Origin of the sequence: Lysobacter arenosi, assembly GCF_016613475.2 — a bacterium.
Lineage (GTDB): Bacteria > Pseudomonadota > Gammaproteobacteria > Xanthomonadales > Xanthomonadaceae > Lysobacter_J > Lysobacter_J arenosi.
The window spans coordinates 1,272,114-1,285,845 of the sequence record NZ_CP071517.1; the positions used below are offsets into that span (position 1 = coordinate 1,272,114).

The 13,732-nt window shown below is 65.2% G+C and carries 12 protein-coding genes and 1 tRNA gene; 2 read left to right on the forward strand and 11 right to left on the reverse strand.

Going from position 1 to position 13,732, the window contains the following annotated elements; all coding sequences use genetic code 11:
• Positions 1-27: 27 nt before the first annotated feature.
• From HIV01_RS05995 to HIV01_RS06030, 8 genes are all read right to left on the reverse strand, one after another.
• Positions 28-1,464 (reverse strand): undecaprenyl-phosphate glucose phosphotransferase, encoded by a 1,437-nt coding sequence (locus HIV01_RS05995; protein ID WP_200605414.1) that lies wholly within the window; start codon positions 1,462-1,464, stop codon positions 28-30.
• A 17-nt stretch (positions 1,465-1,481) separates the two neighbouring features.
• Positions 1,482-2,819 (reverse strand): O-antigen ligase family protein, encoded by a 1,338-nt coding sequence (locus tag HIV01_RS06000; protein ID WP_207527110.1) that lies wholly within the window; start codon positions 2,817-2,819, stop codon positions 1,482-1,484.
• Between the two features lie 116 nt (positions 2,820-2,935).
• Entirely contained in the window at positions 2,936-3,352 is a 417-nt protein-coding gene (locus HIV01_RS06005) for a hypothetical protein (RefSeq protein WP_200605416.1), read from the reverse strand.
• Positions 3,353-3,627: 275 nt separating this feature from the next.
• Positions 3,628-3,915, reverse strand: coding sequence for a hypothetical protein (locus HIV01_RS06010; protein WP_200605417.1), 288 nt, complete (start codon positions 3,913-3,915; stop codon positions 3,628-3,630).
• Positions 3,916-3,958: 43 nt separating this feature from the next.
• A complete protein-coding gene (locus HIV01_RS06015; protein ID WP_207527111.1) occupies positions 3,959-5,107 on the reverse strand; it encodes a tetratricopeptide repeat protein in 1,149 nt (382 codons plus the stop codon).
• A 64-nt stretch (positions 5,108-5,171) separates the two neighbouring features.
• Positions 5,172-7,325: a GumC family protein gene (locus HIV01_RS06020; protein WP_200605419.1), complete on the reverse strand. Its 2,154-nt coding sequence runs from the start codon at positions 7,323-7,325 to the stop codon at positions 5,172-5,174.
• Positions 7,322-7,969, reverse strand: a complete 648-nt coding sequence (locus HIV01_RS06025; RefSeq protein ID WP_200605420.1) for a polysaccharide biosynthesis/export family protein — start codon at positions 7,967-7,969, stop codon at positions 7,322-7,324. Before HIV01_RS06025 ends, HIV01_RS06020 begins: the two co-directional genes overlap by 4 nt.
• 147 nt (positions 7,970-8,116) lie before the next feature.
• Entirely contained in the window at positions 8,117-8,950 is an 834-nt protein-coding gene (locus HIV01_RS06030; protein WP_200605421.1) for a tyrosine-protein phosphatase, read from the reverse strand.
• A 133-nt stretch (positions 8,951-9,083) separates the two neighbouring features.
• Here HIV01_RS06030 and HIV01_RS06035 point away from each other — a divergent pair.
• Positions 9,084-9,158: transfer RNA gene (locus tag HIV01_RS06035), tRNA-Val, on the forward strand.
• A gap of 72 nt (positions 9,159-9,230) precedes the next feature.
• Positions 9,231-9,584 carry an arsenate reductase (glutaredoxin) gene (arsC, locus tag HIV01_RS06040; protein WP_200605422.1) on the forward strand — a complete coding sequence of 118 codons (354 nt, stop codon included), beginning with the start codon at positions 9,231-9,233 and terminating at the stop codon, positions 9,582-9,584.
• Between the two features lie 29 nt (positions 9,585-9,613).
• On the opposite strand, the gene HIV01_RS06045 is transcribed toward arsC, so the two are convergent.
• The 3 genes from HIV01_RS06045 to HIV01_RS06055 all read right to left on the reverse strand — a co-directional run bounded on the left by HIV01_RS06045 (position 9,614) and on the right by HIV01_RS06055 (position 13,695).
• Positions 9,614-11,236: an FMN-binding glutamate synthase family protein gene (locus HIV01_RS06045; RefSeq protein ID WP_200605423.1), complete on the reverse strand. Its 1,623-nt coding sequence runs from the start codon at positions 11,234-11,236 to the stop codon at positions 9,614-9,616.
• A gap of 73 nt (positions 11,237-11,309) precedes the next feature.
• Positions 11,310-12,590, reverse strand: a complete 1,281-nt coding sequence (locus HIV01_RS06050) for a nucleotide sugar dehydrogenase (protein ID WP_200605424.1) — start codon at positions 12,588-12,590, stop codon at positions 11,310-11,312.
• Positions 12,591-12,660: 70 nt separating this feature from the next.
• A complete protein-coding gene (locus HIV01_RS06055; RefSeq protein ID WP_200605425.1) occupies positions 12,661-13,695 on the reverse strand; it encodes a YeiH family protein in 1,035 nt (344 codons plus the stop codon).
• Positions 13,696-13,732 lie beyond the last annotated feature (37 nt).

Sequence of the window (13,732 nt, forward strand, 5' to 3'; positions counted from 1 at the left end):
GTGTCCGGCAGACATGGTTGGCCGCGCTCAGTACGCGGCCTTGCCAATGAAACCCTTCACCACCGTCATCGCGATGATGCGAAGATCAAGCAACAGGGACCAGTTCTGCATGTAATGCAGGTCGTACTCCACGCGCGCTGCCATCTTGTCGACGGTGTCCGTCTCGCCGCGCAAACCGTTGACCTGCGCCCAACCGGTGATACCCGGCTTGACGCGATGCCGCTGCATGTAGTTCTGCACGATCGCCTTGTAGTGGTGGTTGTGCTCCACCGCATGCGGGCGCGGGCCGACAATCGACATCTTCCCCTGCAGCACGTTGATGAACTGCGGCAACTCATCGAGGCTGGTGCGACGCAGAAAGCTCCCGAACGCGGTGATCCTGGGATCCCGCTTCGTGGCCTGGGTCACCTGCCCCGCGTGCTCGGCATGCACGCGCATGCTGCGGAACTTCCAGACCTTGATCGTCTTGCCGTCGAGGCCGTGGCGCTTCTGCTTGAACAGGACCGGTCCGCGTGACGTGAGCTTGACGCCTAGGGCGATCACCGCCAGCACCGGCGCAATCAAGACCAGAATCAGTGCGGCCAGCACCCGGTCTTCCAGGCCCTTCACCATGCGCGCCTCGCCGTCGAGCGGACTGGCACGCAGGTTGATGACCGGCAGGCCAGCAATCTGCTCTACAGAATGATTCAACAGTTGCAAGCCGAACAGATCCGGTACGAACTTGATATCGGCGGTCGAATGATCCAGATCGGTGACGATCCGGTCGATGGCGGCCTGTTCGCTCACCGGCAGGGCGATCCACACCTGGCTGATGTGATGAGACTCGACATACGGTGCGAGAGCCGCCAGGTCACCCAAGTGCGGGACACCAGCCAGCTGCTGCTGCAGCGCGTCGCCGGTGCTGAACCAGCCCCGCACCTCAATTCCCGCCCAGCGTTGGCGTTCGAGGGTACGCACGATATGCGCGGCATCTGCAGTGGAACCAACCACGACTGCGGTTCGCACATCCAGGCCGCGCTCGCGTACCCACGCGGCCGCCTGGCGGCAGACCAACCTGCCCATGCCGGAGGCTAGAACGGTGCCGGCAAACCAGTAGCCCCACCACAGGCGCGAGGTCACGCCCTGAACCTTCAACAGAGCCACGTAAAGCACGCCCAGCATGAAGACGACAGACCAGACGCTCAGCAGCTTGAATGCCTCGCTGGCAACGCTGACGCCTCGCCAGCTTCGGTACATCGAGAACGTGCCCATCGACAGCAGCGCGAACAGCACGCCGCGAGCCACGGCCTGGCGGAAGTCCAGCGGCATCTCGACGGTGCCGAAGCGCAGCCAATAGGCGGCAACGCCAACCGCAACGATCACCGCAATGTCGAAGATGCGCAGCAAAAAGCCGAACAAGGCAGAAAACTTGTTCAATGACACACGTTCGACTGCGTACTCGGTCCGGATCGGCGAGAACAGCATTTGAGTCTTTCCCCCTGTCATTGCGCGTCACTCGCGCTCGCCAGGAGGAAGGACAGGACCAAGGCGAAAACCACTGCGACCGAATGGGTGCGCAATGGGTAGTCGACAAGGGAATGCACCATCGGGACGAACGCAGCAAGCGCCGCGGCACCGAGTATCGCCCCGTGAAAAGTGCGATCAATAAGACTTTTTCGTGTGACGCAAACCACAGTGACGAAAAGCGTCAACTGCAATACCAAACCCGGCACACCGGATTCGATCGCGGTTTCAAGAAGATCGTTGTGGGCGTGCAGCGCGAACACTTCACGCATCGCACCGACTGGCTCGAAGGGTGCATAGACCGACTTGAAGCTACCCCAACCGCTGCCCCAGGGCAGGTAGGCCTGCGCCGCATCCCAGCCGTAGCGCAGGTACTGCCACCGCAGATCTTCCATCGGATCCTGCTGCAGGCGCTGGCTGATGCCGTCCCAGGCGTACACGGCAATGCCGGCAATGGCGACACCAATGGCCGCCAGCGGCGCCCATCGGCGAATGCCGCGCTGGCCCGACGCAACCCCTTTTCGCGACGACAGCAACAGCACGCTGGCAAGCGCGGTCGCGCAAGCAAGCAGCAAGCCAGTCCGCGAGAAGCTGAGTGCGGCCGCCAGAAACAGCATCGCCGCCACGGAGTACCAGGTAAGCGCGACGGGCGCACCGCGCCGCGCCTGGGCTTGCACCCCCAGCGCGATCGCGAAAGGCAGCAGCATCGCCATCAGACAGGCGAAGTGGTTGCGATTGGCGAACAGTCCAATCGCGCCGATTGGATGGTGATAGTCGTAGGGCCGCAGCAGCGAGTAGCTGCCCGCGGCCGACTGGGCGTAGCCAAGCAATGCCGCCAGTGTGGCCAAAGCCAGCGCGAGCTTCAGAAGGCGCAGCCGTGCCGCATGCGTCAGCGTGCAGGCCAATGCCCAGAACGAAGTGAAAACCATCAGTGCCAGCAACGCCCGCACCGTACCCCAACGATCCAGTGTCAACGGCAACCAGCCATGCGGCTGCCCTGCCTGCGCGAGCTCGGCGAGTACGTCGCTGCGGCCCGGCAGCATCGTGTAGATCGCCGGAGGCAGCGGGAGCAACTGCAGCACTGCCAGCGCGATTGCGCTTCCGCACACCACGGCAAGCACGCGTTGGGCCCGCGATGCAGGTGCCCACTGCCAACGCATGATCGCCAGCAGCAACGCCGGCAATGCAGCCAGATGCACGACAGCATCGCCGACACCTCGCGATCCACCACCGGCCAGCAGCGCCGCCATCAACAGCAGCGCTGCAGCAATTTCGGCGGCCATGTCAGGCGTCCCCTCGGCGCCCTTCAAACGCATTTCAACCTCGATGACAGCAAGCGGGCCGCACGCGGCGGCCCGTCGCTACCTAGCTGTTCTTGGTGGATAACAGCGCCGACTTCAGGCCACGTCCCGAGGCCGGCGCTGGTTCTGCTTTACGGACTCGACGGCTTCGGCGGCGGCGGCGGCAGCGGTGCGGGCTTGTCGTCGCCACCACCACCGCCGGCCAGCGCGATCGCGCCGGCAGCCACGGCGATGCCGGTACCGACCATCGCGTAATTCGTGTCGGAACCAACCTTGCCAAGGCTCGGGCACTTCGTCGGTGCGGCGTCCTGGATGGTGTAGCTGCCGGTCACCTTGATGGTGCAACCGTTGGAATAGGTCACATAGGCCTCGCCGCCATTGACGACGACTACGTCGCCGGATTCGGCGCCGGAACTATTGGACTCTTCGACCGAACGACCGGCCACGTGCACTTCACCGCCATTGGAGCGGACGAGTACCTTCGGCGATTGCGCCAGCGCACCGCCGGCCAGGGTCAACGCACACATACCAACGATCAGCGACTTCATTGCACTGCTCCAGATCAACTCGATTCGGGTTCGCCAGACCCCGCTGGCGAAGACGTAAATTCTACGTGAATTTGTGCGAGCGGTAACACTCTCGATCTCGAGCGCGCCGAAATTTCAGCACCGAAATCGCGAGGTTTGCTCACACGGCGCAGACCACGCTGCGCAAGCAAAGGCCACTTGTGACGCCTTGCGTCACAAGTGGCTCTGCACTGATGAGTTACTTTGACCAGCCCACCACCGCTACGCCAGACCTCGTCCGACGCAGCGCGACGGCGTTACGGGCTGGACGGCTTCGGCGGCTTCGGCGGAGCGGGCTTATCGTCGCCACCGCCGCCACCCGCAGCGAGCCCGGCAGCCGCTGCCACGCCTGCGCCAATGGCCAGCATCGTCGAACCATCGGCGCCTTTGCCCTTCTTCTCGGTCTTTGCCGACTTAGCCGGCGCGGCCTGCTCCTGCGGCTGCGCATCAGCGGCAGGCTGCGACTCAGCGGCAGGCACCGCGGTCTGCGCTGACGCAGCGCCAAATGCGAAGACGGTAATCAGGCCAAACAGAATCTGCTTCATCTCGCTACAACTCCCCAAACACAAAATGTGCCATTGCAACAGCCTATTCGGGATGTGATGCACTTGGCAATGTGACGCTACTGGGAACTTTTCTCAGTCGCACATCATCAACCCGTAAAACACCGCTGATCTGGCGCTCGGCCATCGACCGGCCGGTGTGACGCAGAGTCAGTTGTTGACCTTGGCAGTCAGGCGGAACATCGAAGGTCGCGCGCTCGGTCTGCCATTGCGATGACGACCCCGCGGGCAGGTCCAGCTCGACCAGGGTCGGGCCTTGCGTGCACTGCACGAACCAAGCAAAACGACGCGACGAACCCGTCCGATCGTCCACTGCACTGCTGATTTCGTAGGTGCCCGGCGAAAGCACCAGGCGCTGGCGCGGACCAATGAAGCGCACGACACGACCACTGAAATCCATCTGCAGCGACTGTTGCCCCTCGACAGGATCGATCGCGTCGACGGCGATGGTTACGCCAGGTTCGTCGTTCCACTTCCATCCGAACCCGCCGGTCTGGTCGGCACCTTCGAAGCCGCCATCAAATGGCGAGCCGTCGAGGGTCCTGTCCGTTTCCGAGAGGGACTGCAGCCAGACCTTGCGCGCAAGGGTGGGGTCGCCGAGTGCGGTCAGCGCTTCCACGCGAACTGCCAGTTCCGCAGGCGTGAGCGGCGCTGCGTTGGCCATCGCAGCCAGGAACGCTTCGGCCTGCGTCGGATCCGTGCCGGCCAATGCAGTGGCGAGTGCGCCACGCCACGGAGGGTCCGCGGCCAGGGCTTTGACCATGGCTTCGACCAGTTCCGAGTTACCCGTGTGCTGCAGCAACGACGCAAGCAAGGGGGCTCGCAAATGCGGCGCGATGCGCAGCAGGGCATCGACGTGCTGCACGCCCTCGCCCACCCTGCCCTGCGCGAACGAGGCATCGATGAGCATTGCCTGGGCGATGTCGTCACGCGGCGAAAGTCGCGCTGCGGTGCGATAGAGATCGACGGCGCGACCACCGTCGGAATCCGGCCCCGCTGCCAGGCCCAACAAGCGGAAAGCACCGCCGTCGATCGGCCGGTCGCGCAGCGTGTCGCGCGCGACCGCCGTCAAGGCATTGGCGTCGTTGGACAGGCCACGGGCGCCGGCGACCAGACGGTCGGGTCCGAATGGCGCCCCAACTTCCGCGTCGACCCGCACCTGTTGCCAGGTCATCCAGGCCACCGCGGCGACCGCGAACAGGCCCACCCCGATACGGAGGCGGCCTGCCCACGGCTTGTCAGTCGGACGAGCCGCCGTAGGCATAGTAGGTATAGCCATAGCCGGCGCCCTGGCGCTTGAGGTCGAAGCGGGTCAGCACGGCGCCGAGCAAGCGCGCACGCGCCGCCTTCAGTCGCTGCTGCGCGGTCTTCAGGCAGTCATTGCGAGTGTCGTCGGCGGCAGCGACCAAGACGGTAGCTTCTGCCTGGTTGGCCAGCAGCGGCGCGTCGGCCAAGCCAAGCACCGGCGGACCATCGAGGATGACCATGTCGAACTGCTCACGCAGCTGCGCCAGCAGGTCCGACAAGGCCGTGCCCGCGAGCAATTCCGGCGGATTCGGCGGCAGAGGACCCGAGGTAATCACACTCAGTTTGTCGTGCGGGAGATGCTGTAGCACATCGCCAAGCTTGCTCGCACCGGCCAGCAAGTTCGACAGACCCAAGGCTGACGACAGCCCCGTAACCTTGTGCACCGAGGGATTGCGCAGGTCCGCATCGATCAGCACAACGCTCTTGCCGAGCTGGGCGATGTTGCGCGCCAGCTCGTGCGCGGTGGTGCTCTTGCCTTCGGCCGGGCTGGCGCTGGTGATCAGCAGGCTGCGCGGCAGACCATGCACCGTGGCGAACTGCAGTGCCGTGCGCACCGAGCGATAGGCTTCGGCGAATGCCGAGCGAAGGTCGCCTGCGGCCTGGGCGGGCGTGACGCCCTGCTCCAGGCGCGGGATCGCACCCAGCACCGGCAGGCCGGTGATTGCTTCAAGCGCTTTCGCGTCATGCACCGTGTTGTCCAGATGGTGCATCAGGAACGCCAACAGCACGCCGAGGAATCCACCCAGCAGCATGCCGACCGCAAGATTGAGCAGCTTGCGCGGCGAGTTTGCCTTCTCCGGAGCGATCGCGCGGTCAATGACCGAGATGTTGTTGGCGCCAACGCCGCCGGCGACACCGATTTCCTTGTAACGCTGCATCACCGCGTCATAGAGCTGGCGATTGGTCTCGGCTTCGCGACGCAGGATGTTGTACTGGATCGAGCGGCTCTGCAGGTCGAGCACATCGCCCTTCAAGCCAGTGATGCGCTCGCGCAGCAGCGTCTCCTGTGCAAGGGCAGCCTGGTACTCAGAACGGACGGCGTCGCGGATATTGCCCACTTCGACGTTGATCTGGCGGTCCGCCTCGTCGATCTGGTTCTTCAGCTGCACCATGTTCGGGTAGTCGGCCTTGTAGGTACCCAGGTTGTTCTGGTATTCGGCCAACAAGGTGGAACGCTGCTCGCGCAGCTTCTGGATCAGCAGGTTGGCGACCACCTGCGGCAGGCCCATGCCATTGCCGGCACTGGCCTGGGCCCACGTCGCCTCGGCCTTGATGCGCGCGCCCTGCGCGGCGGCCAGGGCGGCGTTGAGGTCGCTGAGGTTCTGCGCATCGAGCGAAGGCTTGTCGTCACCGACGGACACGATCCGCTCGGCCTCGGAGAACGCCACCAGATCCTTCTCGGAGTCTTCGAGCTTGCCCTTCAGCTGCGCCAGGCGCTCTTCCAGGTACTTTTTGGCGTAAGACGACGCATCGAAGCGGCGCTCGAGGTTGCTGGCGATGAAGCCCTCGGCATAGGCATTGGCAACGCGAGCCGCCAGCGCCGGATCGGCCGAATCGAAGTTGACGCGGACCAGGCGGGAGTTGCGCACCGGTTCGATGCTCAGCGATTCGAGCACGATCTCGATCAACGCTGCTTCGCGCGCCTGCTGCCTGGCGGATGCCGCCACGGCCTGGCCATTGGCCTTGTCGGCCAGGGTCTCGTCGACCTTGGCCATGTCCTTTTCGAATTCCTTGTTCGCGACCAGACGCAGGTCCTGGATCACGCGCCGCGCCAGCGAACGGCTCTTCAGCAGCTCGTACTGGGTCTGGTAGAAGTCGCGATCCATCGGCGACTCGGTCGGCTGCAGACCTTCGAACTCGACGATCTTCATCGTGTCGCGCTCGATCTGCAGGGTCGAGCCCGCGCGGTAAATGGGTGTCGCCAGCAGGGTGAACACCAGCGTCAGGAAGACCACCGCGAACGCGGTGCCGATCACCCACCACTGCCGCTCGCGCAGGATGCGCCAGTACTCGAGCAGGTTGATCTCGTCGTCGTCGCGACTTTCCTGGCGCAACGACTCGATCGGTTCAACTACGGCGTTCAATTGTAGGATCTCCACACCGCGATGAACGGTGCCAGCTGGATCAACGTCCGCAACGTCTGGCGACCCATCGAGGTGTCGACCACGATGACGTCCTCGCCGAAGATCTGCGGATCGGGATGCTCGCCCTTCTCGATGGCAGCAACGTCAAAGCGCGCGTACTTGCGCTCGCCGCCGATGGTGCGGAACACCAGCACGTTGCGATGGCTTGCGACATCGCTGAAGCCCTCGGCAAGCGCGAGGCTCTGCAGCAGGCTCAGGCGCGAGGTCATCGGGAAGATGCCCGGCTTCTTCACCGCGCCGCCGACGGTCACGCGCTGGCTGGAGAATTCCTTGACGAACACAGTGACCTGCGGGTTCTGCAGGTAGCGCGCCTGGTAGCGGCCGGCGATGTCCTGTTCGATCTCGCCCACGGTGCGGCCGGCGACGGGAACGGCGCCGATCAACGGAAGGGCAATCTGTCCGGCGTTGTTGACCCGGACCTCGCGATTGAGGTCCTCGATCTGGAACACCGTCACCGTGAGCAGGTCGCTCGGTCCGATCAGGTATTCGCTGCGGCCCATGGCCGCCGCAACCGGATCCCCTTCCGGCAGCGTCGCTGCTTCTTCTTTGGTGCCACCCGAGTTCGAGCAGGCGCACAGCAACATCAGGCACGCAAGCGCCCAGACTCGAAAAACGGTAAACAAGGCCATCCCCAGAAAAAAGCAACGCGTTGTTGCGTGGTACTTACGCTTACTCGCCAATTATGCCGCACGTCGCAGTTTCGGCCGGGCCGCCGGGACTGAGACTTTTCCTCACTTCCCCCGGATCGAGCGCAGCCAGCGCCCGAGGACGCCCTCGCCCGCCGATGCGGACGGACCCCGAACCTGCGGCCGGAACCCGGCCTGCCGGAACAGTGCCGGCGGCAACTGGTCAGGCGCCAGATCGTCGACGATGCCGCGGGTGCGGGTGTCGACCATGTGCACCGCTTCCTCCATACCCACCAGTGCGGCCGCGGCTTCCCGGGCCTCGGCCAGCAGTGGCGGACGCCGCTGGGGGTGGTGGGCGTCGGTCGCCAGGATCATGCACAGCCCCTCGCCGACGAAACGCTCGCCCCAGTACTTGACCCTGCGCCCGTAGCGCCCGGTCATTGCTCCGGCCGTGATCTGCATCCAGGCGCCACGATCGGCAAGACGCGCGAACACGTCGTAATGGGTTTCCACCCAGGTCAGGCGCTCAGGGTGCGTGATTACCGGCACGAACCCGGCTGCCATGAGGTCGAACACCGCCTCTTCGAACCGCGGCGGCGCGACATGGTGCGGCGGCTCCAGCAGCAGGTAGCGCGACCCGGCCAGGGTCGGCACGCGACCGCTGCGTATACCTTCGATCAGGTTCGGGTCGAGATGGACGTCGGCCCCCTCCACCAGCCGCAGCGCGATGCCGCGCTCGTCGAGCTCGGCCTGGAATGCCGCAATCGCCGCACGGATGCCGTCGGCGGTGTTCTCGTACATGCCCGGATAGATATGCGGCGTGCAGGCAACCGTGACGATGCCATCGGCCGCGGCCATGCGCGCCATTTCCAGCGCCATGTCGAGGTCGACCGCGCCATCATCGATGGCCGGCAGTAGATGGCAATGCAGGTCGAACATCCGGCTCCCCCCGAGCAGAGCGCGGGAGTGTATCTGCAAAGCGCGGCGGCGCCCTGAACGAGCGACGCTTGTTCCAGGCCACTCACCCCTTGCCAACCAGACCCCGGCTTAGGGTATACTGCGCGCCCATTTCGGGCGGTTAGCTCAGCGGTAGAGCACTGCTTTCACACGGCAGGGGTCACAAGTTCGAAACTTGTACCGCCCACCAGTTCCAGGCAAAAGGCCGGCGAAAGCCGGCCTTTTGCTTTTCAGCGTCCGCGACCAGTCCAGTGAGGCACCGATGAACGACACCCGCCTGTACCACAACCCCCGCTGCTCGAAGTCGCGCGGCGCGCTGGAACTGTTGCGTGAGCGCGGCATCGAGCCGCTCGTGATCGCCTATCTGGACAACCCGCCCAGCGCGACTGAGCTGCGTGATCTGCTCGGGACACTGGGCCTGCCTGCGCGTGACCTGCTGCGCACCGGCGAGGACGAACATGCGGCACTGGGCCTTGCCGATGAATCGCTGCCCGAATCGGCGTTGATCGATGCGATGGTCCAGCATCCGCGTCTGATCGAGCGGCCGATCTTTGTCCATGGCGGGCGCGCGGTGATCGGTCGACCGCCGGAACGCGTGCTCGAGCTGCTCGACTGACGATTGCCGCTGCCGAGGTGGGCAGATCGCTATTGCGACTTGCTGCCGCGCATCAACTCCACCGCTGGCGGCGCAGAAAAGCTGTCGCTGCGTGCGCTGGCCCAGAACGACTGGAAGACGGCATGCTCGGGAATCCTGGCGATCAGGTCTCCCGGTCGCAGGAACGTATAGAGCGCGGCCAGCGAGCGCACTTCGATCGGTGACACGCGGCGCAGGATGTGCTCCGGCCCAAGTTGCTCGGGGTGTTCGAGTCCGGCCGCGCACAGCAGGTCGCGCAATGCCTTGAGCGTGTTCTGCTGGAACGCGGCCACCCGCGTGGCCTTGTCGGGTACGTCGAGGTTGCGCCAGCGACGCGGGTCCTGCGTTGCCACGCCCGTGGGGCATCGGTCGGTATGGCAACTCTGCGACTGGATGCAGCCCAGCGCGAACATGAAACCGCGCGCGGCATTGCACCAGTCAGCACCCATCGCCAGCGTGCGCGCGATATCGAAGGCGCTGGTGATGCGACCGGCCGCGCCGACGCGGATGCGGCCACGCAGATCCAGGCCGACCAGGGTGTTGTGCACCAGCATCAGCGCTTCGTGCATGGGCACGCCGACGTGATCGATGAACTCGGCCGGCGCGGCGCCGGTGCCGCCTTCGGCGCCATCGACGACGATGAAGTCAGGCAGCAGGCCGCTCTCGAGCATGGCTTTGGCGATGCCGAACCATTCCCATGGATGACCGATCGCCAACTTGAAGCCGACCGGCTTGCCGCCGGACAGTTCGCGCAGCCGCGCCACGAACTCCAGCAAGCCCAGCGGCGTGCTGAACGCGCTGTGCGCGGCTGGCGATACGCAGTCCACGCCCATCGGCACGCCGCGGAATCGGGAGATCTCGGCGGTGACCTTGGCCGCCGGCAGGACGCCGCCGTGGCCGGGCTTGGCTCCTTGCGACAACTTGATCTCGATCATCTTCACCTGCGGGTCGCTCGCACATGCGGCGAAGCGCTCGGCGCTGAAACTGCCGTCGTCGTTGCGGCACCCGAAGTAACCCGAGCCGATCTCCCAGACGAGGTCGCCACCAAACTCGCGGTGATAGGACGAGATCGAGCCCTCGCCGGTGTCGTGATAGAAGCCGCCCATGCGCGCGCCGTGGTTGAGCGCGCGAATCGCATTGGCCGAGAGCGAGCCGAAGCTCATCGCCGAGATGTTGAACACGCTGGCCGCGTACGGATGGGCTGCACTTCCCTGCCCCACCACCACGCGAAAGTCATGCGACCCGTGTGGCCGGGGCGCCAGCGAGTGGTTGATCCACTCGTAATCGATGCCGTAGACGTCCTGCTGCGTACCGAAAGGCCGCACGTCGCTGACCGACTTGGAGCGCTGGTACACCAGGCTGCGCTGCTGGCGCGAGAACGGCACCTCGGCGATGTCGGACTCGATGAAGTACTGCCGCATCTCCGGCCCGATCGATTCCAGTCCATAGCGGAAATGCGCAAGCACCGGATAGTTGCGCCGCAACACGCTGCGGGTCTGCAGCAGGTCCCAGGTCCCGAGCACCACCAGTGCGCCGAAGCCGGCCACGCCCCACAGCCATGTCGAGTGCCACATGGCCAGGATCGCTGAAGCCAGTGTTGCGATCACACTGGCGACATACAGGGAATAGCGCATGTGCTGCCAACCGGGCCTGGAGAGATCGGAGGATAGCGCGGCGGCCGTGAGCGGGCGTGTCAGGCCATTCTGATCAAAGCCGGGCGTCGACCTGCTCGCGCGGGTACAGGCTCTTGATGTCGTAGAGCAACGCATGCGGACGTCCGTAGGCACGCGCGCCCTGCGGGCCGAGTTCACGGAACTGGTCGTGTGCCACGGCCACGATCACGGCGTCGTAGGTGTCGAGTTGCGGCGCCTCTGGCAGCAGGTCGACACCGTAAGCGCGTCGCGCTTCACCCGCATCCGCCCACGGGTCGTGGATATCGACCTTGGCGCGGTACTCGCCGAACTTCTCCGCCAGTTCGACCACGCGGGTGTTGCGCAGGTCCGGGCAGTTCTCTTTGAAGGTGATGCCGAGGATGAGGATGCGCGCTCCGGCCACGGCGATGCCGCGCTGGATCATCAGCTTCACCACGTCGGCGGCGACATGCTCGCCCATCGCATCGTTGATGCGGCGGCACGCCAGCAGGATGTCCGGGTAGTAGCCGGCCTGCTGCGCCTTCTGGATGAGGTAATAGGGATCCACGCCGATGCAATGGCCGCCCACGAGGCCCGGACGAAACGGCAGGAAGTTCCACTTCGTGCCCGCCGCTTCCAGCACTTCGGTCGTGTCGATGCCCAGGCGCTGGAAGATCAGCGCGAACTCGTTGACCAGGGCGATGTTGGCGTCGCGCTGGGTGTTCTCGATCACCTTGGAGGCTTCGGCCACGCGCAGGCTCGAGGCTTTGTGCGTGCCAGCCTTGATGATGGAGCGGTAAAGCGCATCTACGAAATCGGCCGCCTCCGGCGTCGAGCCGGAGGTCACCTTCGGAATGTCGACCAGGCGCCGCTTGCGGTCACCCGGATTGATGCGCTCGGGGCTGTAGCCGACGAAGAAGTCCTGGTTGAACCGCAGCCCGGAGGCGCGCTCGAGCTCGGGCACGCAGATTTCCTCCGTCGCACCCGGGTAAACCGTGGACTCGTACACCACCACATCGCCGGTCTTCAGCAGCGCACCGATGGTGCGACTTGCCGCGATCAACGGCGAGAAGTCCGGTCGTTTGTGCTCATCGACCGGTGTCGGCACGGTGACCACGTACACGTTGCAGTCGCGCAGGCGCTGGGGGTCGGACGTCAGCCCAAGCCGCGTCGCTTCTGCCAGGTCGCCGCGATCGGTTTCGCCGTTGTAGTCCTCGCCACGTTCCAGCTGCTCGACGCGGCGGGCATCGATGTCGTAGCCGAGCGTGTCGTACTGCCGGCCGAACTCGACGGCCAAGGGAAGGCCGACATAGCCCAGTCCGACGACCGCGATGCGCGAACCCGAAATATCCTGCATCCACCCACCCGCTCAGATGATCGGCGCCCGAACCGGTCGCCACGAGCGGCCATTCTAGGGCCAGCGGGTGTCAGGCCAGCCAGCGCACCAGCACATATCCACCAATTGACAACCAACCGAACAGCGCTGCCGCCAGCAGCAGCGGTCGCGGGCCGAGTGCGCGCAGCTTCGACACGCGCGTCTCGATCCCCAGGGCAGCCATGGCCGTGGCAAGCAGCAGCGTATCCAGGGTCAGCAATGCCGAACGCATCGCTGCGGGCACCGTCACCATCGAATTCAGTGCCACCACGCCGAGGAAGCCGATCGCGAACCACGGCACCACCATCGCCCGCTGACCGCCATTGCGCGCCTCGCGCCATCCCAGCACCAGCAGCACCGGCACCAGCATCAGCACGCGGGTCAGCTTGACGACAACCGCGGCATCGGCGGTTTCCGGGCTGATCGCACTGCCCACCGCCACCACCTGCGCCACCTCGTGCACGGTCGCGCCGGCGTATAGCCCGAACGCCGCCGGATCCAGGCCCAGGTGGGGATACAACTGCGGGTACAGGAAGATGTTCAGCGTGCCGAACAGGACCACGCTGGCCACGGCGATGGCGACCTTGCTTGGTTCCGGGCGGATCACCCGTTCCACCGCCAGCACGGCGGCGGCGCCGCAGATTGCGCTGCCGGCCGCTGTCAGCAATGCCGTATCGCGATCCAGTCCGAACCAGCGACGCCCCACCCAGGTCCCCAGTCCCAGCGTCGACACCACCACGATCAAGTCGATAAGCAGGCCATGGACCCCTACCGCGGCCACATCCTGGAAGCTCAGGCGCAATCCGTAGAGCACCACGCCTGCGCGCAGCAACTGGCGCTGGGCCAGACCGATGCCAGGCGCGATGCCGGCAGGCAGGCGGGCACCGGCCAGATTGCCAATGAGCATGCCCAGCACGATGGCGACGGTCAGGGCGCTCAGCTGCCAGCGCTGCAACAGCGGCAGTTGCGCGGCAGCCAGTGCCAGCAACCCGACCGATACGGCCAGTGCGAGCCCTGGTGCCCACCCGGGCACCCAGGCATTCAGGGGGCGGATCTTCGTTTGCGATTCGGGAGCGACGTAGGCCATGGCGCAAATGGTCGGCCCGCGCGGTCATTCAGTAAAC